This window comes from Pseudomonas sp. QD4, from assembly GCF_049199125.1.
Taxonomy (GTDB): domain Bacteria; phylum Pseudomonadota; class Gammaproteobacteria; order Pseudomonadales; family Pseudomonadaceae; genus Aquipseudomonas.
In genome coordinates this window covers 49,192-75,714 of sequence record NZ_JBLZOM010000008.1, presented here as the reverse complement: position 1 = coordinate 75,714, position 26,523 = coordinate 49,192, and the positions used below count along the sequence as shown (strand labels likewise).

General features: G+C 62.8%; 20 protein-coding genes. 9 read left to right on the top strand and 11 right to left on the bottom strand.

Annotated elements, in window-relative coordinates:
- Positions 1-118: 118 nt before the first annotated feature.
- Entirely contained in the window at positions 119-1,270 is a 1,152-nt protein-coding gene (locus ACOZJV_RS30560) for a M14 family metallopeptidase (protein ID WP_421549216.1), read from the bottom strand.
- A 490-nt stretch (positions 1,271-1,760) separates the two neighbouring features.
- Positions 1,761-2,102: a DUF6124 family protein gene (locus ACOZJV_RS30555; RefSeq protein WP_078473614.1), complete on the bottom strand. Its 342-nt coding sequence runs from the start codon at positions 2,100-2,102 to the stop codon at positions 1,761-1,763.
- 130 nt (positions 2,103-2,232) lie between these two features.
- Between ACOZJV_RS30555 and ACOZJV_RS30550 the strand changes: the two genes are divergently transcribed.
- Complete coding sequence (locus ACOZJV_RS30550) at positions 2,233-2,898, top strand: LexA family protein (protein WP_201131660.1); 666 nt, start codon at positions 2,233-2,235, stop codon at positions 2,896-2,898.
- Between the two features lie 51 nt (positions 2,899-2,949).
- Here the strand turns inward: ACOZJV_RS30550 and ACOZJV_RS30545 are convergent, their stop codons facing one another.
- The 4 genes from ACOZJV_RS30545 to ACOZJV_RS30530 all read right to left on the bottom strand — a co-directional run bounded on the left by ACOZJV_RS30545 (position 2,950) and on the right by ACOZJV_RS30530 (position 8,612).
- Positions 2,950-4,905, bottom strand: a complete 1,956-nt coding sequence (locus tag ACOZJV_RS30545; RefSeq protein ID WP_421549215.1) for an acetyl/propionyl/methylcrotonyl-CoA carboxylase subunit alpha — start codon at positions 4,903-4,905, stop codon at positions 2,950-2,952.
- The gene (locus tag ACOZJV_RS30540; protein ID WP_020296783.1) at positions 4,905-5,720 is read right to left on the bottom strand and encodes a gamma-carboxygeranoyl-CoA hydratase; all 816 of its coding nucleotides are present in this window, start codon (positions 5,718-5,720) and stop codon (positions 4,905-4,907) included. The genes ACOZJV_RS30545 and ACOZJV_RS30540 overlap by 1 nt, the downstream gene beginning before the upstream one ends.
- A 17-nt stretch (positions 5,721-5,737) precedes the next feature.
- On the bottom strand, positions 5,738-7,342 hold the full coding sequence (locus ACOZJV_RS30535) for a carboxyl transferase domain-containing protein (protein ID WP_421549214.1): 1,605 nt from the start codon (positions 7,340-7,342) through the stop codon (positions 5,738-5,740).
- A gap of 106 nt (positions 7,343-7,448) precedes the next feature.
- Entirely contained in the window at positions 7,449-8,612 is a 1,164-nt protein-coding gene (locus ACOZJV_RS30530) for an isovaleryl-CoA dehydrogenase (RefSeq protein WP_421549213.1), read from the bottom strand.
- Positions 8,613-8,870: 258 nt separating this feature from the next.
- Here ACOZJV_RS30530 and ACOZJV_RS30525 point away from each other — a divergent pair, with 258 nt between their 5' ends.
- Positions 8,871-10,565 (top strand): AMP-binding protein, encoded by a 1,695-nt coding sequence (locus tag ACOZJV_RS30525; RefSeq protein WP_421549212.1) that lies wholly within the window; start codon positions 8,871-8,873, stop codon positions 10,563-10,565.
- Positions 10,566-11,203: 638 nt separating this feature from the next.
- Here the strand turns inward: ACOZJV_RS30525 and ACOZJV_RS30520 are convergent.
- The 3 genes from ACOZJV_RS30520 to ACOZJV_RS30510 all read right to left on the bottom strand — a co-directional run bounded on the left by ACOZJV_RS30520 (position 11,204) and on the right by ACOZJV_RS30510 (position 13,632).
- Positions 11,204-12,103 (bottom strand): hydroxymethylglutaryl-CoA lyase, encoded by a 900-nt coding sequence (locus tag ACOZJV_RS30520; RefSeq protein WP_078473608.1) that lies wholly within the window; start codon positions 12,101-12,103, stop codon positions 11,204-11,206.
- Positions 12,104-12,176: 73 nt separating this feature from the next.
- Positions 12,177-12,581: a MerR family transcriptional regulator gene (locus ACOZJV_RS30515; RefSeq protein WP_020296778.1), complete on the bottom strand. Its 405-nt coding sequence runs from the start codon at positions 12,579-12,581 to the stop codon at positions 12,177-12,179.
- Between the two features lie 115 nt (positions 12,582-12,696).
- Positions 12,697-13,632 carry a LysR family transcriptional regulator gene (locus ACOZJV_RS30510; RefSeq protein ID WP_020296777.1) on the bottom strand — a complete coding sequence of 312 codons (936 nt, stop codon included), beginning with the start codon at positions 13,630-13,632 and terminating at the stop codon, positions 12,697-12,699.
- Positions 13,633-13,811: 179 nt separating this feature from the next.
- On the opposite strand from ACOZJV_RS30510, the gene ACOZJV_RS30505 reads away from it, so the two are divergent.
- Complete coding sequence (locus ACOZJV_RS30505) at positions 13,812-15,041, top strand: acyl-CoA dehydrogenase (protein WP_421549211.1); 1,230 nt, start codon at positions 13,812-13,814, stop codon at positions 15,039-15,041.
- A 52-nt stretch (positions 15,042-15,093) separates the two neighbouring features.
- Here the strand turns inward: ACOZJV_RS30505 and ACOZJV_RS30500 are convergent, their stop codons facing one another.
- Positions 15,094-16,476 (bottom strand): substrate-binding domain-containing protein, encoded by a 1,383-nt coding sequence (locus tag ACOZJV_RS30500; RefSeq protein WP_078473607.1) that lies wholly within the window; start codon positions 16,474-16,476, stop codon positions 15,094-15,096.
- Between the two features lie 253 nt (positions 16,477-16,729).
- Here ACOZJV_RS30500 and ACOZJV_RS30495 point away from each other — a divergent pair, with 253 nt between their 5' ends.
- Positions 16,730-17,056 (top strand): YegP family protein, encoded by a 327-nt coding sequence (locus ACOZJV_RS30495; RefSeq protein ID WP_020296774.1) that lies wholly within the window; start codon positions 16,730-16,732, stop codon positions 17,054-17,056.
- 59 nt (positions 17,057-17,115) lie between these two features.
- On the opposite strand, the gene xthA is transcribed toward ACOZJV_RS30495, so the two are convergent.
- Positions 17,116-17,928 carry an exodeoxyribonuclease III gene (xthA, locus tag ACOZJV_RS30490; RefSeq protein ID WP_020296773.1) on the bottom strand — a complete coding sequence of 271 codons (813 nt, stop codon included), beginning with the start codon at positions 17,926-17,928 and terminating at the stop codon, positions 17,116-17,118.
- Between the two features lie 174 nt (positions 17,929-18,102).
- Between xthA and ACOZJV_RS30485 the strand changes: the two genes are divergently transcribed.
- The 5 genes from ACOZJV_RS30485 (at position 18,103) to ACOZJV_RS30465 (ending at position 26,512) form a co-directional block, all read left to right on the top strand.
- Complete coding sequence (locus tag ACOZJV_RS30485; protein WP_020296772.1) at positions 18,103-18,753, top strand: GNAT family N-acetyltransferase; 651 nt, start codon at positions 18,103-18,105, stop codon at positions 18,751-18,753.
- 65 nt (positions 18,754-18,818) lie between these two features.
- Positions 18,819-20,546 (top strand): autotransporter assembly complex protein TamA, encoded by a 1,728-nt coding sequence (locus tag ACOZJV_RS30480; protein WP_421549210.1) that lies wholly within the window; start codon positions 18,819-18,821, stop codon positions 20,544-20,546.
- Positions 20,543-24,214 (top strand): translocation/assembly module TamB domain-containing protein, encoded by a 3,672-nt coding sequence (locus ACOZJV_RS30475; protein WP_421549209.1) that lies wholly within the window; start codon positions 20,543-20,545, stop codon positions 24,212-24,214. The genes ACOZJV_RS30480 and ACOZJV_RS30475 overlap by 4 nt, the downstream gene beginning before the upstream one ends.
- Positions 24,215-24,572: 358 nt before the next feature.
- Positions 24,573-25,046 (top strand): MarR family winged helix-turn-helix transcriptional regulator, encoded by a 474-nt coding sequence (locus ACOZJV_RS30470; RefSeq protein ID WP_020296769.1) that lies wholly within the window; start codon positions 24,573-24,575, stop codon positions 25,044-25,046.
- Complete coding sequence (locus tag ACOZJV_RS30465; RefSeq protein WP_201131652.1) at positions 25,043-26,512, top strand: efflux transporter outer membrane subunit; 1,470 nt, start codon at positions 25,043-25,045, stop codon at positions 26,510-26,512. Before ACOZJV_RS30470 ends, ACOZJV_RS30465 begins: the two co-directional genes overlap by 4 nt.
- Positions 26,513-26,523 lie beyond the last annotated feature (11 nt).

The following is a 26,523-nucleotide window of genomic DNA, read 5'->3' as shown; positions in this document are numbered from 1 at the left end:
GGGGGGGGGGGGGGGGGGGGGGGTGGGGGGGGGGGGGGGGGGGGGGGGGGGGCGGCGGGGGGGGGGGGGGGGGGGGGGGGGGGGGGGGCGCCCCCCCCCCCCCCCCCCCACCGCGGGGTTAGCGCAGGTTGTTGACCAGGCTGGCGAAGGTACTCAGCACGTCCTTGCCCAGCTGCATCGAGCGCTTGCCGGACCAACCGGTGTAGGGGTTGGGATTGTCGTCGTGGTCCTTGAAGGGCATTTCCAGGGTCAGCGACAGGCAATCGTATTGCTCACCGACGCTGTTGCAGGCCAGGGTCATATTGGCGTGGCCCGGCTGCGAGCGCGGGTAGCCGTGGGTGGTCTGGAAGTCCCGGGTCTGGTGCTTGAGGTGGCTGCGGAACTGCTCTTCAAGCTGTTCCAGGCGCGGGGTGTAGCCTGGGTTGCCTTCGCAGCCGGCGGCGAACACATGGGGAATCTCTTCGTCGCCATGCACGTCGAGGAATAGGTCGACGCCGTATTTCTGCATTTGCTGCTGGACGAACAACACTTCCGGGCTCAATTCCTGGCTGGCGTTCTGCCAGGTGCGGTTCAGGTCCTGGCCCATGGCGTTGGTGCGCAGATGACCATGGAAGGCGCCGTCGGGGTTCATGTTCGGCACCAGGTACAGATCGGCCCCGGCCAGCAGGGTATTGAGCTCGGCATCGTCATGGCGCTGCAGGCGCTCGAGCACACCTTCCATGAACCACTCGGCCATGTGTTCGCCGGGGTGCTGCTGGGCGATGATCCAGATCTTGCGCTGGCCTTCGGCGCCACTGCCTTTGCGCAACAGCTGGATGTCCCGGCCCTCGACGCTTTTACCCGTGGCCAGCAGTTCGGTGCCGGCCTTGCCCAGCGCCTGTTCGATCAGCCAGTCATGACGGCCGCGGCTGTAGGGTTCGAAGTAGGCGAACCAGGCGTGGGTCTGGGTGGCTTCAAGATTGAAGCGCAGGGCGTCGCCTTCGAAAATGGTCGGGATGCGAAACCAGTTCACATGGTCGTAGGAGGCCACGGCTTGATAGCCGGTCCAGGCCCTGCTGTATGAGGATTTGCTGGCGTTGGTCAGGCGAAACCAGTGTTCCTGGCCGATGTGCAGGCCGCTGGCCTTGAAGTGGAACCACTGGAAGTGCGGGCTGCGGGTATCGGGCCTGATGGTCAGGGAAGCCTGGAGGGGATTGCTGATATCGAGTACATCGATGTTGCCGCTGTCGAAGTCGGCAGAGATCTGAAAAGAGCTTTTGGCCACGGTCATAATCGATTCCTGAATATGATTTTTATGGCCGTACTTTACACACTGGGCGCGAATAAAGTAGGGGGCGTCGTCCTTGACGCGAAAGCAGCTTAGAGGCTATGCGATTGATTCTCAAGCGCTGTTTTACGATAGTTGGGCCTTTTACGACGGGCGTTGTGTTGCAATGAAATATTCTTTTGATATCATCGCCGCCATCGGATTCAGATGTACCCGACTTCATTAGCCTGAAGCCTAGCCAGAATAACTGGCAAAAAAAAAGACCCGGCAAAAAGCCGGGTCAAAAACCGTGATTAGCCTGATGAGGAGATATTCCAAGAGTCCGACCTAAGGTCCCTTGGTTTATCGACTGATCTCGCGACCAGCTGCATGCAATAATAATCATTATCATTTGCAAGTCAAATGTTTTTCCCTTCCCGATAGAAAATATTTTCCCCTTTGCCCGCTGTCCGGCCATTTCGCGACCGGCGCGGTGCCCATGTCCCGTTCCCCATCATTCTTCCTTGCTGCCTTCCACGCACCGGTCCACCAGCGCCTTGGCCAGATCGATCATGTGCACCACGGAAAACGTCAGGTCGCGGTGCGTCCCGCGCAAGTGGTTGGCCGCCTCGTACGCGGTGGCAGCAGCACAGCGCAGCAGGTCGGAAGCGTGAATCATGGCTTCCTCGCTGCTGATCGACCGCCTGACCTCGAACAGCCGCTCTGGCTCCACGGATTCGGAAATAATCGGTTTCAAGTAATAGTCCATCGCCCGTCGAGCTGCGTGGCTGCCTTGCAGTGAGCTCAGGTGGCTCTCGGAGTCGGTTTCCGGCACGTCCTTGCGAGTTGTATTCATGGATCGATCTGCCCTGTTGAAAAGAGGAAAGAGGTCCAGACAAGACTAATACTTATTGTATTTGTGACGAGATTTCAAATACTACAAGTTGTGTGTTGAGGGCGGAAATACACAACGTATTGTTCCGGCCATGGACAAATGGATCGAGTTGGTTAAAGCCAACATGAAAGGCCGCAAGGTCACACAAGAACGACTCGCAGAGCGCCTGGGCATGTCTCAGGGCGGCATCGGCCATTGGCTGAGCAAACGCCGCCAGCCCAAGATCGAGGACATGAACCGCGTGCTCGATGAAATCGGCATGGGCTTTCTCGAGGTCGCTCTGGTGATTCGCGAGAAGCCCCTGGTGGACGACGAAGGCCTGCCGCTGACCGACGAACCGTCGCTGATCGAAAAGTACAACCCGTACTTTCGCTACCCGGTCAGTGACTGGCGCGACGTCGGTGAGGTTCGTGAAGACGGGCAGGCGCTCTATGCGGCCGAACGCTACGAGCTGTCGGACTACCAGGCTCAGGGCGCGGCGTTCTGGTTAGTGGTGGTAGGCGACGCGATGATCGCGCCCAGTGGCGTCAGTATCGGCCAGGACATGTTGGTGCTGGTGGACACGGCGGTGGAGGCCGTCCCCGGCAAGCTGGTGATCGTGCAATGCCCGGGCAATGACGAAGCGATCTTCCGCAAGCTGGTGGAGGAGGGTGGACAGCGGTTCCTGGTGCCGCTCAACCCCACCTATCCGAAGATGCTCTACAGCGATGAGTGTCGGATCATTGGTGTGGTGATGCAGGCTACCGCGAAATTCTAACCAGCAAATAAGGACCGTTCCCACACTGCAGTGGGAACGGTTCTTGGCTTTCTACTCGGCAGATTCCAGTTCCACCAGAGCGCTGCCTTCACTGACCATCTCGCCTTCCTGGCAATACAGCGCCTTGATCACTCCGGCGTGCGGGGCGCGGATGCTGTGCTCCATCTTCATGGCTTCCAGCACCACCAGTTGCGCTCCGGCCTCGACGCTTTGCCCGGGCTGAACGAGCACGCGCACGATACTGCCGTTCATCGGAGCCGTCAGGCCGCCTTGTTGGCCATGGCTGGCGTCCACTGCGGCGATCGGGTCGTACAAGGTGATGCTGCGCATTTCCCCCTGCCACTGCAGGTACAGCGCGTCGCCCTGGCGAATCGCCCGGTGTTGGCGCCGCAGGCCCTGATGCTCGACGCTGAGTGTCTGGTCCTTGAGCTCCAGCGCCGGGCTTGGCGCGCCCAGTTGGATCGCCTGGTCCTGGCCATCGCAGCTCAGGTGCAACGTGGTTTGAGCCGGCAGGCCGGTGCGGAAGCCACTGGCACTGGCCCATGGCGAGTGTCGGTCATCGTCACGGACCCGGTCGGGCTGGCTCTGGATGTAGGCTTGGGCCGCCGCTTGCCAGAACTCGTCACCCAGGGCAGTCGGTGCCGGCAGCAGCTGTTCCTGGTAGCGCGGGATAAAACCGGTGTCGAGTTCGGCGGCGGCGAACGCCGGGTGGCCAATGATGCGCCGCAGGAAGGCGAGGTTGGTCTTCAGGCCGCCGATGGCGAACTCATCGAGCATCGCCAGCAGGCGCAGGCGCGCTTGTTCGCGGTCCTCGCCCCAGGCAATCAGCTTGCCCAGCATCGGGTCGTAGAAGGGCGACACGCTGTCGCCTTCCTCGACCCCACTGTCGACCCGGCGCCCCGGTCCGGCCGCCGATTCACGGTACAAGGCCAGGCGCCCGGTGGCCGGCAGGAAGTCGTTGCCCGGGTCTTCGGCGTACAGCCGCACTTCGATCGCGTGCCCCCGCAGCGGCACCTGGTCCTGGGTCATGGGCAGAGGCTCGCCCTGGGCGACACGGATCTGCCAGGCCACCAGGTCGAGGCCGGTAATGGCTTCGGTCACCGGGTGCTCGACCTGCAGGCGGGTGTTCATCTCCATGAAGAAAAACTCGCCGCGCGAATCCAGCAGGAACTCCACCGTGCCCGCGCCAACATAGCCAATGGCTTGAGCGGCGCGGACCGCGGCTTCACCCATGGCCTGGCGTTGCTCAGCGCTCAGGCCCGGGGCCGGGGCTTCTTCGACGACTTTCTGGTGGCGACGCTGGATCGAGCAGTCGCGTTCGTTGAGGTACAGGCAATTGCCGTGTTGATCGGCGAACACCTGGATCTCCACGTGGCGCGGCTTGAGCACGTATTTTTCCACCAGCATCCGCGAGTCGCCGAACGACGACTGCGCTTCACGCTGGGCCGACGCCAGGGCCTCGGCCAGTTGGCTGACCTCTTCCACCACCTTCATGCCTTTGCCGCCACCGCCCGCCGTGGCCTTGAGCAGCACCGGGTAGCCAATGCGCTCGGCGGCGTTGCGGAAGGTTTCCAGGTCCTGGGCTTCGCCGTGGTAGCCGGGCACCAGAGGCACGCCGGCGACTTCCATCAGGGCCTTGGCTGCCGATTTGCTGCCCATGGCGTCGATGGCCGAGGCGGGCGGGCCGAGGAAGATCAGGCCGGCGGCTTCAATGGCCCGGGCAAAGCCGGCGTTTTCCGAGAGAAAGCCATAGCCAGGGTGGATCGCCTGGGCGCCGCTGGCCTTGGCCGCGGCGATCAGCTTGTCGATTTGCAGGTAACTGTCAGCGGCCTTGCTGCCGCCCAGGTCGACGCGGATATCCGCTTCGCGGCTGTGCCGGGCATCGCGGTCAGTGGCGCTGTGCACGGCCACGGTGGTGAGGCCCAGGGCTTTGGCGGTCCGCATCACGCGGCAGGCGATTTCACCGCGGTTGGCCACCAGCAGGGTGGTAAGAACAGGGGCGCTCATCAACGTGGCTCCTTGGTGGTCGTCTCGGCCTGCCAGCTGGGCGGGCGCTTTTGCAGGAAGGCGCGCAGGCCTTCCTGGCCTTCGGCGCTGACCCGAATCCGCGCAATGGCGTTTTCACAGTAGCGACGCAGGGCCGGGGTCAGGGCACCGTTGCCCACTTCACGCAGCAGGTCCTTGCTGGCACGCATCGCGGCCGGGCTGTTGAGCAGCAGGTTGTCGATCCACAGTTCGACCTGTTGCGCCAGTTCGGTGGCCGGGTAGCTTTCCGCCAGCAGGCCTATTTCACGGGCCCGCTGGCCGCCAAAGCGCTCGGCGGTCAGGGCGTAGCGGCGCGCAGCGCGCTCACCGATGGCCTGGACCACAAATGGGCTGATCACGGCCGGCGCCAGGCCGATGCGCACTTCCGAGAGGCAGAACTGCGCCTCGTCGGTGCCGATCGCCATGTCGCAGCAACTGATCAGGCCCAGGGCTCCGCCAAAGGCCGCACCCTGGACCACGGCCAGGGTCGGGATCTTCAGTTTGGCCAGGTTGTACATCAACTCCGCCAGTTCCCGGGCGTCGTCGAGGTTGGTGTGGTAGTCCAGTTCCGCCGATTGCTGCATCCAGGCCAGGTCGGCCCCGGCGCTGAAGTGTTTGCCCCGTCCGCGCAGCAGCAGAAAGCGCAGGCTGGCATCGCTCTGCACCTGGTCGAGGGCGATGATCAACTCGCGGATCATTTCTGCGTTGAAGGCGTTGTTCTTCTGTTCACGGCTGAGCCACAGGGTGGCAAAGCCACGCGGGTCGGTCAGCAGTTCCAGGGTGTTGAAGTCGGTCATTTTGGTCTCGCTCCGGGTCACATGCGGAACACGCCGAAGCGGCTCTGTTCGATGGGGGCGTTGAGGGCGGCGGACAGCGCCAGGGCCAGCACGTCGCGGGTCTGCGCCGGGTCGATGACGCCGTCGTCCCACAGCCGTGCGCTGGAGTAGTAGGGGTGGCCCTGGTGCTCGTACTGATCGAGGATCGGTTGCTTGATCTCGGTTTCCTGGGCGGCGCTGAATGCCTGGCCGCTGCGTTCGGCCTGCTCGCGCTTGACCTGCACCAGGACCCCGGCTGCCTGCTCGGCGCCCATCACGCCGATGCGGGCGTTGGGCCACATCCACAAAAAGCGCGGGTCGTAGGCGCGGCCGCACATGCCGTAGTTACCCGCGCCGAAACTGCCGCCGATGATCACCGTGAACTTCGGCACCTTGGCGCACGCCACGGCGGTCACCAGCTTGGCGCCGTGTTTGGCAATGCCGCCGGCTTCGTACTTCTGGCCGACCATGAAACCGGTGATGTTCTGCAGAAACAGCAGGGGAATGCCGCGCTGGCAGGCCAGTTCGATAAAGTGCGCGCCTTTTTGCGCGGCTTCGGCGAACAGGATCCCGTTATTGGCCAGGATCGCGATCGGGTAGCCATGCAGGTGCGCGAAACCGCAGACCAGGGTGGTGCCAAACAGCGCCTTGAACTCATCGAACACCGAGCCGTCCACCAGGCGCGCGATCACTTCGCGCACATCGAAGGGTTGCTTGGCGTCCGCCGGGATTACCCCGTACAGCTCGTCGCTGGCAAACAGCGGGGCGATGGGGGTACGTTGCTGCACCTCGCCCAGTTTGCGCCAGTTGAGGTTGGCCACGCTGCGTCGGGCCAGGGCCAGGGCGTGTTCATCACTGTCGGCGTAATGGTCGGCGACCCCGGAGATTTTGCAGTGCACATCGGCCCCGCCCAGGTCCTCGGCGCTCACCACTTCACCGGTGGCGGCTTTGACCAGGGGTGGGCCGGCGAGGAAGATGGTCGCCTGTTCGCGGACCATGATGGCTTCGTCCGCCATGGCCGGCACATAGGCCCCACCGGCGGTGCAGGAACCCATGACCACGGCGATCTGGGCGATGCCCTGGGCACTCATGTTGGCCTGGTTGAAGAAGATCCGCCCGAAGTGCTCGCGGTCCGGAAACACCTCGTCCTGACGTGGCAGGTTGGCGCCGCCGGAGTCCACCAGGTAGATGCAGGGCAGGCGGTTCTGCTGGGCGATGGTCTGCGCCCGCAAGTGCTTTTTCACGGTCAGCGGGTAATAGGAGCCGCCTTTTACCGTGGCATCGTTGGCCACGATCATGCATTCGACACCTTCCACCCGCCCGATGCCGGCGATGACTCCGGCAGCCGGCACGTCTTCGCCGTACACCTCGTAGGCCGCCAGCGGGCTGATTTCCAGAAATGGCGAGCCGGGGTCGAGCAGGCGGTTGATCCGCTCGCGGGGCAGCAACTTGCCGCGTGAGGTGTGACGTTCCTGGGCCTTGGCGCCGCCGCCTTGCTGGACCTGGGCGAGCCGGGTGTGCAGCGCGTCGACCTGGGCCAGCATGCTGGCGGCGTTCTGCGCGAACTCGGGGGATTTTGGGTGGAGCTGAGACTTCAGAATCATAGGAGGGCCTACGGCAGCTTCAAGCGACAGGCTTCAAGCTGCATGAGTAAGTCGATGTTAAGGCAGCTCTCGCTTGCCGCTTGAGGCGTGTCGCTCGCCGCTGCTCCTACTTCGTTTCGTTGAACAGCTCGCGGCCGATCAGCATGCGACGGATTTCGCTGGTGCCGGCGCCGATTTCATAGAGCTTGGCGTCACGCAGCAGACGGCCTGCCGGGAATTCGTTGATGTAGCCGTTGCCGCCCAGGATCTGGATCGCGTCGAGGGCCATCTGGGTCGCGCGCTCGGCGCTGTAGAGGATCACCCCGGCGGCATCCTTGCGCGTGGTTTCGCCGCGCTCGCAGGCCTGGGCAACCGCGTACAGGTAGGCACGGCTGGCGTTGAGTTGGGTGTACATGTCGGCGACCTTGCCCTGGATCAGCTGGAACTCGCCGATGCTTTTGCCGAATTGCTTGCGGTCGTGGATGTAGGGCACCACCAGGTCCATGCAGGCTTGCATGATCCCGGTCGGGCCGCCGGAGAGCACCACGCGCTCGTAGTCCAGGCCGCTCATCAGCACTTTGACGCCACCGTTGAGGGCGCCGAGGATGTTTTCTTCCGGCACTTCGACATCATCGAAAAACAGTTCGCAGGTGTTGGACCCGCGCATGCCGAGCTTGTCGAACTTGTTGCTGCGGCTGAAGCCTTTCCAGTCACGCTCGACAATGAACGCGGTGATGCCGTGGGCGCCCTTTTCCAGGTCGGTCTTGGCGTAGATCACATAGGTGTTGGCGTCGGGACCATTGGTGATCCAGGTCTTGCTGCCGTTGAGTACATAGCGGTCGCCGCGCTTGTCGGCGCGCAGCTTCATCGAGACCACGTCGGACCCGGCGTTGGGCTCGCTCATGGCCAGGGCGCCGACGTGTTCGCCGCTGATCAGTTTGGGCAGGTACTTGGATTTCTGTTCGTGGTTGCCGTTGCGATTGATCTGGTTCACGCAGAGGTTGGAGTGGGCGCCGTAGGACAGGGCCACGGAGGCCGAACCCCGGCTGATTTCTTCCATGGCCACCACGTGGGCCAGGTACCCCAGGCCGGCGCCACCGTATTCTTCGGCGACGGTGATACCCAGCAGGCCCATGTCGCCGAATTTGCGCCACATGTCGGCAGGGAACAGGTTATCGACGTCGATCTGTGCCGCTCGTGGTGCCAGCTCGGCCTTGACGAAGGCCTGGACCTGATGGCGAAGCATGTCGATGGTTTCGCCAAGGGCAAAGTTCAGGGTCGGATAGCTCATGGGGCACCTTCAAGCTTGTTTTTATTGAGGATGGGCGTGAGAGAGCGGGGCGGATGTGCTCTCACCTTTACGTTAACGTAAACTTGCGATCAGTGGCTGTCAATCACCCTTTACGTAAACGTCAACTTGAGCCAGAGTAGCAGCGTTTTCAATTGGAGCCAGCCTCCTTGAGAACCTGTTCACCCGCAAATCGTGGGCAGGTTCTCACACCGATGTTTCGCTCCGGTATACCCACTAATAAAGACAATAGGGGTCATCATGGATCAACCAGGTTCCCAACCGAGCCATAGCTACAGCCGTGGATCGCAAGACAAGGCCTTGCTGGCGCTGACCATCGGTCAGGCGTTCGATAACACCGTAGCGCGCTATCCCCAGGGAGAAGCGCTGGTCGTGCGACATCAGCAACTGCGCTACACCTGGCAACAACTGGCCACCGCCGTCGACCTGCATGCTCGGGCGTTGCTGGCGCTGGGCCTGAAGACCGGGGACCGCCTCGGCATCTGGGCCCCCAACTGCGCGCAGTGGTGCATCAGCCAATTCTCCAGCGCCAAGATCGGTGCGATCCTGGTCAACATCAACCCGGCCTACCGCAGTTCCGAACTGGAATACGTGCTCAAGCAATCCGGCTGCCAGTGGCTGGTGTGCGCGGGGGCGTTCAAAAGCTCCGACTACCACGCCATGCTTCAGGGGCTGGTGCCGGAGTTGGCCGAGCAGTCCATCGGCCGCCTGCAGAGTGAGCGGCTGCCGGACCTGCGTGGGGTCATCAGCCTCGATGCGCAGCCGCCTTCGGGCTTTCTGCCCTGGTCGCAACTGGAGGCGCTGGGCGCGGGCGTGAGTGCCGAGCAATTGCAGGAGCGGCAACGCAGCCTGGATTTCGACCAGGCGGTGAACATCCAGTACACCTCCGGCACCACCGGTTTCCCCAAGGGGGCGACCCTGAGCCACTACAACATCCTCAATAACGGTTACATGGTCGGTGAAAGCCTGGGGCTGACCCACGAGGATCGCCTGGTCATCCCGGTGCCGCTGTACCACTGCTTCGGCATGGTCATGGGCAACCTCGGTTGCATCACCCATGGCACCACCATGATCTATCCCAACGATGCCTTCGACCCGTTGCTGACCCTGGCCACCGTGGCCGAAGAGCGCGCCACCGGGTTGTATGGAGTGCCGACCATGTTTATCGCCATGCTCGATCAGCCGCGCCGCGCCGAATTCGACCTGTCGAGCCTGCGTACCGGGATCATGGCCGGGGCCACTTGTCCGATTGAAGTGATGCGCCGGGTGATCAGTGAAATGCACATGAGCGAGGTGCAGATCGCCTATGGCATGACCGAAACCAGCCCGGTGTCGTTGCAGACCGGCCCGGCCGATGAGCTGGAACTGCGGGTGACCACGGTCGGGCGCACCCAGCCGCAACTGGAAAGCAAAATCATCGACGAGGCCGGGAACCTCGTGCCTCGTGGCACCATCGGCGAACTGTGCACCCGTGGCTACAGCGTGATGCTCGGCTACTGGAACAACCCCCAGGGCACCGCGGAAGCCATCGACCCGGCAGGCTGGATGCACACCGGCGACCTGGCGACCATGAGCGAGCAGGGTTATGTGTGCATTGCCGGGCGCAACAAGGACATGATCATTCGCGGCGGCGAGAATATTTACCCGCGGGAGCTGGAAGAGTTCTTCTTCACCCACCCGGCGGTGGCCGATGTGCAGGTGATCGGCATTCCGTGCGACAGATACGGCGAAGAGATTGTGGCCTGGATCAAATTCCACCCTGGCCATACTGCCAATGAGCTGGAGTTGCAAACCTGGTGCAAGGAGCGCATTGCGCACTTCAAGACGCCGCGTTACTTCAAGTTCGTCGAAGAGTTCCCCATGACCGTGACCGGCAAGATCCAGAAGTTTCGCATGCGTGAAATAAGCATCGAGGAGTTGCGCGAGCGGCCATGAGGGCGGGGGCCGGCATCTGCAGGGTTTTATCGCGGGTGCCGGCGCGCAGCGCGGGTCAGTCAGGTATGCCAAGGGGGAAGGGTGCAAAAAGCGCAATGGCGGAAAGCACAAAGGGGAGCCGAAGCTCCCCTTTAATTTGTCGTTGCGTGCTCTTTTTTTATTATTGCGGGGCGGTCTGTTGTTGTTTTTGGTAACCGTTACCCGTACTGCTGTTTTTGGCGACCCCCATCCGGGGTCAAGAGCAAACGTATTTTTTTGAGCGCTGATCTACTTTCTCGCCAAGCGATCCAACCAGTTCGGGAGCTACCTGAAGGTAGTTTTATTGTTCTCTGCCCGGTTGCGGGTTACTCCTGAGAGCACCCTGAAAAGCACACCTTCTCCAAAAAAATCTGTTAGCTGCGTCTCTGCCGTGTTGTTTTTGTTATGTCAGAGTCGTTACGTCTTATTTTTATTAGGTTTGCTGCTTTTTATTCTTGTTATGCAATAGAGATAGCAGAAGCCGTGCCAACTTTTTAAATCCCTTTAAAATCAATGGCTTGAGATTTTGTTGCGCGAACTGTGCCGCTGGAAATTCGACAAACTGTTTCCGTGTTACTCGTTTCGGCCCCACTCCATCGGGGCCGGTAACACCGTGCCCTTCAACCGGCGTTACGCGCCCGGGCCACGCGGGAGCCACTGGCGCGACCGAGCACGGTGCAGATCTGTTCCCCCGCCAGGATCAGGCGCTCCATGTCGATGCCGGTCTCGATGCCCAGGCCATTGAGCAGGTACAGCACGTCTTCGCTGGCGACGTTGCCGCTGGCGCCCTTGGCGTAGGGGCAGCCGCCGAGGCCGGCGATCGAGCTGTCGAACACCGCGATGCCTTCAAGCAGGCTGGCGTAGATGTTGGCCATGGCCTGGCCGTAGGTGTCGTGGAAGTGTCCTGCGAGCTTGTCGCGCGGTACATCGGCGCCAACCACGTCGAACATCCGGCGGGTAGCCCCAGCGGTACCGGTGCCGATGGTGTCCCCCAAGGACACTTCGTAGCAGCCCATGGCGTACAGCTCGCGGGCCACCAGGGCCACTTGCTCGGGTGCCACATCGCCTTCATAAGGGCAGCCGAGCACGCAGGACACGTAACCGCGCACACTCACGCCGTGCTGTTTGGCGGCGTCCATGATGGGCACGAAGCGTTCCAGGCTCTCGCTGATGGAGCAATTGATATTGCGTTGGGAAAACGCTTCAGAGGCCGCCGCGAACACCGCCACCTCTTTGACCCCCGCCGCCAGGGCGTCTTCAAATCCGCGCAGGTTGGGCGCCAGGGCCCCGTAGATCACGCCCGGCTTGCGCTGGATCTGGGCAAAGACTTCGGCCGAGCCGGCCATTTGCGGCACCCATTTGGGCGAGACGAAACTGCCGACTTCTATATAGCCGACGCCGGCGGCGGTCAGGGCGTCCACCAACTGCACCTTGGCCGCGACGCTGATGGGCTGGGCTTCGTTTTGCAGGCCGTCGCGAGGGCCGACTTCAATCAGGCGTACATGGCTTGGGAGTGACATTCAGGTGCACCTTTTATAAGGGATGGCGTAGGGCCGTGCGGGGCCGTTGCGCTGGGGCGGGTCGAAGGGCCTGTTACTGGACGGCGTTCTTCTGGTTCTCGATGGTTTGCTCCAGGGCCTGGATGCAGCGCTCCTCGGCGGTATCGAGCTCCAGTTTCATCTGTTCGATATCCAGCAGTTGCTGTTCCAGCTGGTCGCGGCGTTCGGCGATTTTCGCCAGCATGCTGTGCAGTTGTTTCTGATTGCCGCTGCTGGGGTCGTAGAGTTCGATCAGCTCGCGGCATTCGGCCAGGGAAAAGCCGATGCGCTTGCCGCGCAAGATCAGCTTCAGGCTGACTTTGTCCCGGGGCGAATAGATGCGTTCCTGGCCGCGACGCTCGGGGGCCAGCAGGCCTTGTTCTTCATAGAAACGGATCGCCCGGGTGGTGATGTCGAGCTCGCGGGCGAGGTCGGAGATGCTGTAGGTCTGGCTGCTCATGGAGGCGCTCAAGAAAAGTCTTGGCGCTAAGCTAATTCCTGGTTGACGTATACGTCAAGCAGACTTCTCGCCGGCAGGCGTGCCAGGCCTGCCGCCGAAAAAGCCGCTGCGTCCCTCAGACCGCCTGCTTGTCCAGCTTCTTCTCGTGGGCGGTGACCTGCTGGCACAGCTCGATCATCTGCTCGCGCATCCAGCGATTGGCCGGGTCCTGGTCGGTGCTTTCGTGCCAGTAGAGGTGGGTTTCCACCGGTGGCACGTCATTGACCGGCAGATTGAAGGCGTGCAGTTCATGGCGCCGGGCAAAGCGTTCCGGCACGGTCATGACCATGTCGGTCTGCTGCAGCACCTGGGAGGCCATCAGGTAATGCTGGGAGCGCAGGGCGATCTTGCGCTGGATCCCCATCTTGCCCAGTGCCAGGTCGACATGACCCAGGCCACTGCGACGGCTGGAAATATGAATATGGGTCAGTGACAGGTAGTCATCGAGGCTGAGTTTTTCCTTGCCGGCCATGGGGTGGCCCTTGCGCATGGCGCATACGTAGCGGTCTTCCATCAGCTTGACGTGGCGCACCTGGGGGTCGGTGTTGAGCGGGGCGTCGACCGCGAAATCCAGGCGGCCGGCGGCCAGTTCCTTGGTGGTTTCCCGGCGCTTGGATAGGAAGCTTTCGATGATCACCGTCGGCGCCAGGCGCCGCAGGCGTTGGAACAGCGGGGGCAGGATCACCGCCTCGGTGAGGTCGGTCATGCTGATGCGGTAGGTCTTGACCGCCTGCAACGGGTTGAAGATGCGGCTTTCCTGGACCGACACTCGCAGCAGCGACAGGGCGTTGCGCACCGGGCCGATGATGTTCTGCGCCATCGGCGTCGGCACCATGCCCTGGGCAGTACGCACGAACAACGGGTCGTTGAAGGTCTCGCGCAGGCGGGCCAGGGCGTTGGACACCGCCGGTTGGGTGATGCCGACGATTTGCCCGGCGCGGGTGAGGTTGGCTTCGGTGTAGATCGCGTCGAAAACGATAAAGAGGTTGAGGTCGACCTTGCTCAGATTCATGGCGCTGCACTCTTATTGTTGGGGGCGTCCTGATAGGGCCGGTGGGCCTTGCCGATCAGCCGATCATATATCGGTGATGAATGTTAATACACGCCGAGAATAGGCTAGGTAAATTTTCGTAAGCTGTTCTAGCATCGATTCCATGCCCTCAACCACCTCCCTCAAGAAGGTAGCTGCCCATGGATTTCGCTTACTCCCCCAAGGTTCAGGAACTGCGTGAGCGCGTCACCGCGTTCATGGACGCTTACGTCTACCCGGCTGAAGCGGTGTTCGAACGCCAGGTCGCCGAAGGTGACCGCTGGCAGCCGACCGCGATCATGGAAGAGCTCAAGCGCAAGGCCAAGGCCGAGGGCTTGTGGAACCTGTTTCTGCCCGAGTCGGAACTCGGCGCCGGCCTGACCAACCTTGAATATGCGCCCCTGGCGGAAATCATGGGCCGCTCGCTGCTGGGCCCCGAGCCCTTCAACTGCTCGGCGCCGGACACCGGCAACATGGAAGTGCTGGTGCGCTACGCCAACGAAGAACAGAAGCAACGCTGGCTTGAGCCGCTGCTGCGCGGCGAGATTCGTTCGGCCTTTGCCATGACCGAGCCGGATGTGGCCTCGTCCGACGCCACCAATATGGCCGCCCGTGCCGAGCGTGATGGCGACGAGTGGGTGATCAACGGCAAGAAGTGGTGGACTTCGGGTGCTTGCGACCCGCGCTGCAAGATCCTGATCTTCATGGGCCTGAGCAACCCGGACGCGCCGCGTCACCAGCAGCACTCGATGATCCTGGTGCCGGTGGACGCCCCGGGGGTGAAGATCGTGCGGCCGCTGCCGGTGTTCGGCTACGACGATGCGCCCCACGGCCACGCCGAAGTGCTGTTCGACAATGTGCGGGTGCCTTACGAGAACGTGTTGCTGGGTGAAGGCCGGGGCTTCGAGATCGCCCAGGGTCGCCTGGGCCCGGGGCGCATCCACCACTGCATGCGTTCGATCGGCATGGCCGAGCGCGCCCTGGAACTGATGTGCAAGCGTGCGGTAAGCCGCACCGCGTTTGGTAAACCCCTGGCACGCCTGGGGGGCAATATCGACAAGATCGCCGATTCGCGGATGGAGATCGACATGGCGCGCCTGCTGACCCTCAAGGCGGCGTACATGATGGACACCGTCGGCAACAAGGTGGCGAAAAGCGAAATCGCCCAAATCAAGGTGGTGGCGCCGAACGTGGCGTTGAAGGTGATCGACCGGGCGATCCAGATCCACGGCGGGGCCGGGGTCTCCAATGATTTCCCGCTGGCCTATATGTATGCCATGCAGCGCACCTTGCGCCTGGCCGACGGCCCGGACGAAGTGCACCGCGCCGCGATCGGCAAGTTCGAAATCGGCAAATACGTGCCCAAGGAGATGCTCCGCAGCAGCCACTGACCGCTCAGGCATCGCGGGGCTGGTTTGGCCTCGCGCTGCCGGGTTGCCGCCCTCAGTAGACCCAGACTTCAACCCGGCGATTCTTGATCCGGCCCTCGTCCGCCGTGTTGGCGGCCACCGGCATCTGCGCGCCATATCCCTGGATTTCGCGCAGTACCACTCCGCTTTTCACCAGTTCCCGGCGCACTGCCATGGCCCGCAGCTTGGACAGCAGCGCGGCGCGGGCGGTATCGCTCTTGGCATCGCCAAACCCCACCAGTGTCACCTGCCGATCGAGCTTGGCGTGCTGCTTGAGAAAGTCCAGCACCCGGTTCAGGTCCTGGCGTGCCTTGTTGTCCAGGCTGGCGCTGCCTTCCTCGAAGCGAAAGTTGACCGTCAGCCGTTGCGCCTGGCGCGCGATGGCCTGGTAACCCTCGGGCATCTGCGGGCTGGCCGTCACGCTCATGGCTTGCACCGTCTGCGCGACAAAACCATTGGCGGCGACGATGGCCTGGCCCCTGGCGCTTTGAGCGAAGTCCACCAGCGCCGTGGCCCAGGGGTTGTGGCCATTGGGCGGTAGGTAAAAATACAGGCGCCGCGACAGTGGGTAGTCCTCGGTGGCGATCAGGCTGTTGAGCGGCTGCATGGCCTGCGACTCGCCGTCGACGATGGCCACGGCCTTGGCCTGGCGCACGTAGGGCAGGCCGATAAAGCCGATGCCCTGGGGATCCTGGCTGACCGCATCGGACAATTGCTCGCTGGACTCGAAGCGTTTGGCGGCGCTGCCCAGGGCCTTGCCGCGCCGGCTGAGTACCAGCTCCTTGAAGGTGTCGTAGGTCCCGGATTGATCATCGCGGGCATATAAATGAATGGCGCCGCCGACGCCCCCCAATTCTTCCCAGGTCTTGACCTCGCCACTGAACACACGCGCCAGTTGCTCGGTGTTCAATTGGGTCAGCGGGTTGTGGGGGTTGAGGATGATTGCCAGGCCGTCGATGGCGATCACCTGCTCGGCGCCCGGGCTTTTCAAGTCGCCCAGGGTTTCCAGCTCCACCAGTTCGCTGTCTTTGATGGCGCGTGAGGCGGCGGCGAGGTCGGCGCTGGCATTTTTCAGGGCGGCAAAACCGGTACTGGAACCGTGGGCGGCGACGTCAACCCGCACGGGCCGGCCCTGGCTGGTCTGGCCCACCACCCGCTGCTCGTTGTCCTTGCCCGTGGCTTCGATCCGCACCTTGTGCAGCCCTTGTTCCTCCAGCAAGCCCTTGACCAGGGCCGGGCCGAGTTTGGCGCCAATGGTGTTGGAGCCCTGGATACGCAGCACGCTGCTGTTGTCGCTGCCCAGCGGCAGGGCGGCGAACACCGACCAGGGCAGGGCGTAGCAGGCAAAACCGATCAGCAACATGCTGAGGGTCCGGCACCAGATATCTCGTTCACTGACTGTCAACACGCGGGGCATGCGCTACCGGCCTTCTATGGAGGGGAGTTGCGGCGAGATTAAGTCAGGGAGGTGACGCGGATGTGACAGCCGGCGGCTGATGTTTCGGGAAGGATCCGACGGACTTTCAGATATGTCCTAAAGACCTTCCTTGGGGGGATGGATAGAGTCGAAAACTTTGTCTGGCGGGGATTGGAAGCGCTGCGAAGCCTGCATCCCCGACAGGCTCCCCAGCAGCATGTTGCTGCTATTTCGTTGTTCAAAGGAGTTGGAAATGAGTGCCTGGTTCGAGCTGAAGCAGTATGACAGTGGCGAATGCAGATTCCTGTTGAAGTCCAAGGAAGCCAAGACCCTGCTGCAAAGCAACCGCTACCCGTGTCGAGACACTGCCGAAGCAGCCATTGCGTTGTTTCGTCGTCATTGCGCATCTGCCGAGCGCTATGTGCGCAAGATTTCCCAGGGCGGCAAGTCGTACTTCAAGCTCAAGGCCGGCCAGGAGGTGATCATCGCCAGCCACCTCTATGATTCGGAGCCGACCCGCGAGATCGCCATCGAAGCCATCATGGCCGCTGGCACCACCCCGCATATCGAGCTGCGCTGACCTCATGAAAAAGCCCATCTTGCGATGGGCTTTTTTGTGCCTGGGCGAAAGCCGGTGAATCAGCTCAGTTCGAGCCAGATCGGCGCATGGTCGGAGGGTTTTTCCATGCCGCGCAATTCGTAGTCGACCCCGGCATCCTTGACCCGTGGCAGCAGTCCGTTGGACGCCATGATCAGGTCGATGCGCAGGCCGCGCTTGGGATCATCCTCAAAGCCGCGGCTGCGGTAGTCGAACCAGCTGAAGCGGTCGCTGACCTCCGGGTTGAGGTGACGGAAGCTGTCCACCAGGCCCCAGTTCTTCAGGCGCGCCATCCACTCGCGCTCTTCCGGCAGGAAGCTGCACTTGCCGGTTTTCAACCAGCGCTTCATGTTCTCCGGGCCGATGCCGATGTCGCAGTCTTCCGGCGATATGTTCACATCGCCCATGACGATCAAGGGCTGGTCGTTGCTGAAGCGGCTTTCCAGCAGCTGTTGCAAGTCGTTGTAGAAACGCTGCTTGGCCGGGAATTTGGTCGGATGGTCGCGGCTTTCGCCCTGGGGGAAGTAGCCGTTCATGATGGTCACCGGGGTGCCATCGGCGTCGGCGAAGGTGCCCCAGATAAAACGCCGCTGGGCCTCTTCGTCATCGCCTTCGAACCCCTTGTGCAGGCTCAGGGGCGCCTGGCGCGAAAGCAGCGCCACACCGTAATGGCCTTTCTGCCCGTGATAATGCACGTGGTAACCCAGGGCCTGGACATCAGCCAGGGGGAACTGCTCGTCCGAGACTTTGGTTTCCTGCAGGCCGATGACATCCGGCTGGTGTTTCTCGATCAGCGCCGCCAGCTGATGAGGGCGGGCACGTAGCCCGTTGATGTTGAACGAGACGATTTTCATGGTCGGCGGTCCTGGCAAAACAGCGATGCTAGCCGACAAGTCGCAGCGCCACCAGCGTGGCGGCAGCCCGGATGCGCTGCTAATGTCCTTGGACCGGGGAACGATCACCGGACGAAAAGGCTCGTAACAACAAGAGCGCGGCCATTTGAGCCGGGTCCAGGGGAGTCAACCGCAATGCCTGAAACATCCACTGCCATCGCCGATATCCACATGCTCGACAGCGGCTACTCGCGGGAGGCGCGTTCGCTGTTGTACCAGGCCTACCGGCATGAACCGACCTTCGGTTTTCTGTTCGAGTCCGAGCGCCCGGGGTATGAGCAGCGCGTGCGGGCCACGGTACGGGAACTGGTCAAACAGCATTTTCTGCAGGATCTGCCAGCCATCGGCCTGCTGGTCAACGACCGCTTGATCGGCATTGCCCTGATCGCACCGCCCCAGCGCCGGCTGGGGATCACCGAAAGCTGGGCCTGGCGCCTGCGCATGGTGCTGAGCACCGGCTTTCGCTGCACCCGGCGTTACCTGGACTACCACGCAGCAGTCAGCGCCTGTTTGCCCAGCGACGCTGTGCACGTGTTGCCGCTGCTGGGGATTCACCCGCAATTCCAGGGCCAGCACTTTGGCGAGCAACTGCTGACCGCCGTGCACAACTGGTGCGCGGTGGACGAAAACTCCCAGGGCGTGGTGCTCGATACCGGCAACCCACGCTACCTGGAGTTCTACAAGCGCCAGGGTTATGAAGAGATCGGCGAAATCGCTGTGGGGCCGATTCGCGAGCACGTTTTTTTTCACGCCAATCCCCAGGTGTTACACAGCGCAACAGCTTGAGATAGAACTTTTCCGGGGGCTGTGGGTTCTATCACGCTCCCAAGCTCGTGATAGCATCCGCGCCTATGAAGTTTCCTGGAAGAATCACCAGCAGCCTGTTGCTGCTGTTTACAAGCTGTGCGGCGCTGGCGCAAAGCGAACTGGATGTCAGGGTCAAGCCGGCCAATGACGAGTTGAAGGCCAATGTGGAGGGCTACATTGGCGGTGTCGGAGACCGTGACGAAGAGGCCTTGCTGCGCTTCAGTCGCGGCGCCGAGGAGCAGGCGCGCAAGGCCGCCCAGGCCCTTGGCTACTATCAGCCGCAGATCAGCAGCGACGTCAAAGGTGGCGAAAAGCCACGTCTGGTATTGAATATCGACCCCGGCGAACCCGTGCACCTGCGCGACGTCATCGTGCGTATCGAAGGCCCGGCGGCCAGCCTCAAGTCTTTCCGAGTGCCCAAGAGCGACCAGCTCAAAACCGGGGCCGTGCTCAACCACGGTTACTACGAAGATGCGAAGCGCCTGATTCAGAATCAGGCCTCGCGCTATGGCTTTTTCAGTGGGCGTTTCACCCGGCAGCGGCTGGCGGTCGATCCCCAGGCAGGGGGCGCGGATATCGAACTGGTGTACGACAGCGGCCCGCGCTATGCGTTGGGTAAGGTCAGCTTCGCCGGCGATGCGCCGTTCGATGAAGAGCTGCTGCAGCGCATGGTGCCGTTCAAGGCCGGCGCACCCTATGACTCCGAGCTGATTGCCGAACTCAACCAGGCGCTGCAATCGAGTGGCTATTTCGAGGGCGTGCGGGTCGACGCGGCGCCTACGGCAGCGGCCAACGACGTGATCCCGGTGGCGGTCCAGCTGGAAACCCGCAAGCCCCGGACCATGGGCCTGGGCCTGGGTTTCTCCACCGACGTCGGGCCTCGGGCCAAGGCCAACTGGACCCGGCACTGGGTCAATCCGCAGGGCCACAGCTATGGCTGGGAGGCCGAGGTTTCGGCGCCCCGGCAGAACGTCGGGCTGTGGTACGACATCCCGCTGGATCCACCGCTCACCGACAAACTGCGTTTTGCCGGTGGCTATCAGAATGAAGAAATCGCCAACACCGACACCCTCAGCAAACTGCTGACCATCGGCCCTGAATGGCACAGCAAGCTGCCCAGTGGTTGGCAGCGCGTGGTGTCGTTGAAATGGCAGCGCGAAGAATATCGCCTGGGCGATGACTCGGGCCTGAGCAACCTGCTGATGCCCGGGCTGACGTATTCCTACCTGCGCAGTGACAACCGCATCGATCCGCACAACGGCTATCGCCTGCAATTCGACACCAAGCTGGCCAAGGAAGGCCTGGCCTCCGACACCAACCTGCTGTACGGCACGGTACTGCTCAAGGGGCTGACCACGGTCTGGGATAACCACCGCTTCCTGGGGCGGGTGCAGTTCGGTGGCAGTGCCACCAACGGTTATAAATCGATCCCGCCGTCCCTGCGCTTCTTCGCCGGTGGCGACCAAAGTGTGCGCGGTTATGACTATCAGAGCCTGTCCCCGGAAAACTCCGACGGCGACCGTATCGGTGGGCGCTACATGGTGGCCGGCAGTGTCGAGTATCAGTATTCGATTGCCGAGAAGTGGCGCATCGCGACCTTCGTCGACCAGGGCAACTCCTTCAACAAGCTCGAACTGCCGAACCTCAAGACCGGGGTCGGCCTTGGCGTGCGCTGGGTGTCACCGGTGGGGCCGATTCGCCTCGACCTGGCCCACGCGCTGAATGATGACGGTGGTATTCGATTGCACTTTTCCATGGGGCCGGAGCTGTGAAGCGTGGTTTGAAAATAACGCTGCTGGCAATGGTGGCTCTGCTGTTGCTGCTGGTAGTGAGTGTGGCCTTGCTAGTAGGCACTCAGGCCGGCAGCCGCTGGGCCCTGGGCCGGGTACCGGGCTTGAGCGTGGAAAATTTTGCCGGGCAGTTGGCTGGCCAGTGGAGCGCCGATCACCTGCTGTGGGAGCAAGGCAGCAGCCGGGTCGAGCTGGTGGCGCCGAAGTTTGCCTGGTCGCCATCGTGCCTGCTGCGCATGACCCTGTGCATCGAGCAGTTGGATGTGGAGCAGGTCAGTCTGCAATTCCCCCCGGGCAGCGACGACAGCAGCGGCCCCATCAGCCTGCCGGACCTGCAATTGCCGCTGGCGATCGAGCTGGGTCAGGTGCGGGTCGGCAACCTGCTGTTTAACGGCAGCGAGCAACTCAAAGGCCTGCAACTGGCCGCACAATGGACCGCCCAGGGCTTGCAGATCGACTCACTGCAGCTGCAGCGCGACGACCTGAGCCTGAACCTGGCCGGGCTGCTGCACCCCAGTGGCAACTGGCCCCTGCAGGCCAGCGGCAACCTGACCCTGCCGGCGCCGGGCAATGAGCCCTGGGCGTTGGCGCTGAAGGTCGAAGGCGACCTGCTCAAGACCCTGACCTTGCACGCCGACAGCAGCGGTTATTTGCAGGGCCAGCTCAGCGGCGAACTGCAACCGCTGGTGGAGAACCTGCCGGCCCAGGTCCGTATTACTGCCGATGCTTTCAAGGCCAGCGCCGAGCTGCCGGATACCCTGATACTCAATCAGTTGCTGCTGACCGGCCAGGGCGACCTGAAACACGGCTATCAATTGCAGGGCAGCGCCAGCCTTCCGGCCGAGCAGGGCCCGGTGGCCCTGGCGCTGACCGGCAAGGTTGACGCCAACGGTGCGCAGATCGCCGCCCTGGACCTGACCGCCAACGACAAGCAAAGCCTCAAGTTGACCGGCGCACTGGACTGGAGCGAAGGCTTCAGCGCCGAGGGCAAGGTCGCCTGGCTGGATTTCCCCTGGCACCGCCTGTACCCGGTGATCGACGAGCCCGCGGTGGCGGTGCGCACCTTCAATGCCGAAGTGTCGTACCGCGACGGCCATTACCTGGGCAACTTCCAGGGCGACCTCGATGGGCCGGCCGGTGCCTTCAGCCTCGGCAGCCCGTTCAGTGGTGACCTGACCCAGATCTTTCTCCCTGAATTCAAGCTGGCGGCCGGGCAGGGCAAGGCCGAGGGACACCTGAAACTGCAATTCGCCGACGGCATCGCCTGGGACACGGCGCTGCAGTTGTCGGCGATCAACCCGGCGTACTGGCTGGCGGAGCTGCCGGGCACGCTCGCGGGTCCGTTGCGCAGCCAGGGGCAATTGAAGAACGAACAGCTCAAGCTCAATGCCGACCTCGACCTCAAGGGCAAGCTGCGTGGCCAACCTGCGGTGTTGCAGGCCAAGGCCGATGGCCAGGGGCAGCAGTGGACCCTGAGCACCCTCGATATCCGCCTGGGGGATAACCGCATCAATGGCTCCGGCAGCCTGCAGCAGAAACTTGCCGGGCAATTGGATATCAAGCTGCCGCGCCTGGGCCAGCTGTGGCCGCAGTTGCGCGGCCAGGCCAATGGTCGCCTCGACCTGGCCGGGACCTTGAATGCGCCCCAGGGCAAGCTCGACCTGCAAGGCCAGCAGTTGGCGTTTGTCGATAACCGCCTGCAAAGCCTGGTGGTTGCCGCGAATCTTGACAGCGCGCAAAAGGCCCGCCTCGACCTCAAGGGCAGCGGGATCCAGGTCGGAGATACCCAGCTGGGCACCCTGACCCTGGCCGGCCAGGGCGATATCAAGAACCAGAAGCTGCAACTGGACCTGCAAGGCCCGCTGCTGAAACTGGCCTTGGGTCTGGATGGCGTCCTTAATCAAGGCAACTGGCGCGGACGCCTGGCCAGCGGCGATATCCAGAGCGGTGGCCAGGACTGGAAGCTGCAAGCCCCGGCGAAACTGGAGTACCTGGCCGACGGCAAGCTCAACTTCGGCGCCCATTGCTGGGCTTCCGGCGCGGCCAGCCTGTGCGGCGAAGATCAACGCCTGATGCCTGAGCCCAAGCTGCGCTATCACCTCAAGCAATTCCCCCTCGACAGCCTCGCGCAGTGGCTGCCCAAGGATTTTGCGTGGAAGGGCCAGCTCAATGCCGACCTGCAACTGGACGTGCCCGCCAGCGGGCCCAAAGGCCAGATCCTGGTGGACGCCAGCGGTGGCACCTTGCGCATCAAGGAAAAGGATCAGTGGCTGGACTTCCCGTACCAGGCACTGAAACTCAACACCACGCTCAACCCCAAGCGCATCGACACCCGTCTCGAGTTCGCCGGCGGCAAGCTTGGCGAGTTGCTGGTGCAGGCGCAGATCAATCCCCTGGCGAAAAACAAGGCGCTGTCCGGGGAATTCCGCTTGAGCGGCCTGGACCTGGCGGTGGTGCGGCCGTTTGTGCCGATGGTCGAGAAGCTGGCGGGCAACCTCAATGGCAGCGGACGCCTGTCGGGCGGGCTGTTGGCGCCTCAGGTCAATGGCAACCTGACGCTCAGTGGTGGCGAGGTTTCCGGTTCCGAGCTGCCGATCAGTCTTGAGGATTTGCAACTGCAGGCGCAGATCGCCGGTGAGAGCGTGCAACTCAATGGCGCCTGGAAAAGCGGCAAGGCCGGGCAGGGCAGCCTCACTGGCACAGTCGCCTGGGGTCAGGCGCTGGCGGTGGACCTGAATCTCAAGGGCTCGCAGTTGCCGGTAACCGTCGAGCCCTACGCGGTGCTGGAAGTGGCGCCGGACCTGAAAATCTCCATGCAGGGCGACAAACTGGCGATTGCCGGCAAGGTCCATGTGCCCAAGGGCGAGATCAAGGTGCGCGAGTTGCCGCCGTCGACGGTCAAGGTTTCGGACGACACGGTGATCATCGGGCAGCAGACCGCCGAGGGTAAACCGCCGATGGCCATGGCGATGGACGTCGATGTGGTGGTGGGCGAAGACAAGCTCAGCTTTGCCGGTTTCGGCCTGACCGCCAACCTGCAGGGGCATGTGCATATCGGTGACAACATGGACACCCGTGGTGAGTTGTGGCTCAACGACGGGCGCTACCGGGCCTATGGCCAGCGCCTGACCGTGCGTCGCGCGCGGCTGTTGTTCGCCGGGCCCATCGATCAGCCGTACCTGGACATTGAAGCGATCCGCCAGACCGACGACGTGATCGCCGGGATCCGCCTGAGCGGCAGCGCCGAACAGCCGGTGACGCAGATCTTCTCCGAACCGGCCATGAGCCAGGAGCAGGCGCTGTCCTACCTGGTGCTGGGGCGGCCGCTGAGTTCCACCGGCGAGGACAACAACATGCTGGCCCAGGCGGCGCTGGGGCTGGGGTTGATGGGCAGTTCCAACTTCACCGGCAGCCTGGCGAAAAACCTCGGGATCCAGGACTTCCAGCTCGACACCCAGGGCAGCGGCACCAACACGGCGGTGGTCGCCAGCGGCAATATCTCGGAGAAACTCAGCCTGCGCTACGGCGTCGGCGTGTTCGAACCGGCCAACACCATCGCCTTGCGCTACAAGTTGAGCAAAAAGGTGTACCTGGAAGCGGCCAGTGGCGTGGCCAGTTCCCTGGATATTTTCTATAAGCGCGATTTTTGAGGCAGCGGTAGCTGCTGCCTCCGTGGTGCCTGAGGGGCCAGCGCAGCCTCGCGGTAAAGGTTTGTAGCCGCTGCCGCAGGCTCGGGCCGCGTTGGGACGCTATCCCTTACGGTCACCGTCCGAACACCTGACACCCCCACGGCGCCTGATCGGGCCAGCGCAGCCTCGCAGGCTCGGCAGCGGCTACAGGCCTCACGGACATCTCCTGAATACCTGACCCCTCGCAGCGGCCAACACCGCGCCCGATGCCGTTTATCCAGCCAAATACAAAGCATGCTAATTATTGCTTTGACATTCGCTGCCTAGGCAGTAACATCTCGACATACTTTCCCTGCCTAGGCAGCTAATGGGTGGTCAGATGAAACATTACACGCCGGACAACTTCCAAAACTGCCACCTGGGCCTTCTGCTCGGGCGCGCTGCGTTGCTCAAGGACCGGATCATCGACACCCATATGGAGCCCCACGGCATCACGGCGGCGCAGTTCAAGGTGCTGATCATCATGGCCCAGTTCGGCGTCGACACCCCGGCCGAGCTGTGCCGTCACCTGTCCCTGGACAGCGGATCGATGACGCGCATGCTCGACCGCCTGGAGCAGAAGGATTTCCTCGCCCGTCGGCGTTCCGAAGGCGATCGGCGCCAGGTGCAACTGGTGCTCACCGAAGAAGGCCAGAAACTCGCGGACCGTTTGCCCCACATCGGCGCGCAGGCCATGAATCAGCTGGCGGGCGCCATCAGCCCGCAAGAGCTGGAAACCCTGGAACAGATCCTCAAGAAAATTTTGCTGGCAGCCGGTGACCCGATCACCGTGTTGCGGGTAGGTGATAAATGAGCAGTAAAACCTTGCGTAACCGCGTCAGCCTGGTGCTGCTGGCCATGAGCATGGCCGGCTGTGCCAGCTACAGCGGCCTCGATACCGAAGGCGTGAGCCTTGATGCCAAGAGCCTCAAGGCCGGGCAGTCCCTCACGGGCGTGACCCTGTCGCCAGCGGCCTGGCCAAAGAATGACTGGTGGAAAAGCCTGGGCGACCCACAGCTCGACGGCCTGATCCAGGAAGCCCTGCATGATAGCCCGGATATGCAGATCGCCAGCGCCCGGGCCCATCAGGCCAGCGCCGCGGCCTATGCCGCCGATGCTTCGCGCATGCCGACCCTGGATGCCAGCGGCAGTGTCAGCCGTTCGCGCCTGGCCCGCGACCAGGACCCGAGCGGGCAGGGCGGCACCTACAGCACGGTGCGCAGCCTGGGGCTGAATTTCAATTACAACTTCGACCTCTGGGGTGGCCAGCGTGCCACCTGGGAAGCTGCGCTGGGTCAGGCCCGCGCTGCAGAAATCGATCGCCAGGCCGCGCAACTGACCTTGGCCGCCGACGTGGCACGGGCCTACAGCGACCTAGGCCAGGCGCACATTGTCCACGACCTGGCCAATGACGACCTCAAGCGCACCCGACAGATGCTCGACCTGAGCCAGAAGCGCCTCAGCTCCGGCATCGACAGCCAGTATCAGTACCAGCAGACCGAAAGCCTCGAGGCCAGCTCCCAGGCCACCCTGATCGATGCCGAGAAAAAACTGCAAAGCGCCAAGATCGCCCTGGCCGTGCTGCTCGGCAAAGGCCCGGACCGGGGCAATGAAATCGCCCGGCCCAAGGTGTTGCAGGCCAGCGCCGTGGCCTTGCCCTCCACTTTGCCCGCCGAGCTGCTGGGCCGTCGCCCGGACCTGATCGCCGCCCGCTGGCGGGTAGAGGCCGCAGGCAGGAGCATCGACGCCGGCAAGACCCGCTTCTACCCCAACCTCAACCTCAGTGCCGCCGCCGGTACCCAGGCCTTGCTGGGGGATGCGATGTTCGGTTCCGCCAGCCGTTTCTTCAACATTGCGCCGACGATTTCGCTGCCGATTTTCGACGGCGGCCGCTTGCGCGCCGACCTCGACGCGCGGGATGCCGACTACGACCTGGCGGTGGCCCAGTACAACAAAAGCCTGGTGACTGCCCTGGGGGATGTCAGCGACAGCATTTCCCAGTTGCGCGATATCGGCCGGCAGATAGCCGCCCAGCAACATGCCACCGATATTGCCCAGGAGTCCTACAACACCGTGGTCCAGCGTTTCGGTTCCGGCATCGGCAACTACCTGGACGTGCTCAGCATCGAGCAGCAATTGCTGCAGGCCCAGCGTCAGCTGGCGACCCTGAATGCCGAGCAGATCGACCTGTCGATTCAATTGATGCAGGCGTTGGGGGGCGGCTTCGAGGCCGGCAACCTGGCTTCGGCCACCCCGACCCCCGCCACGCAGACTAAATAATTCGAGGACTT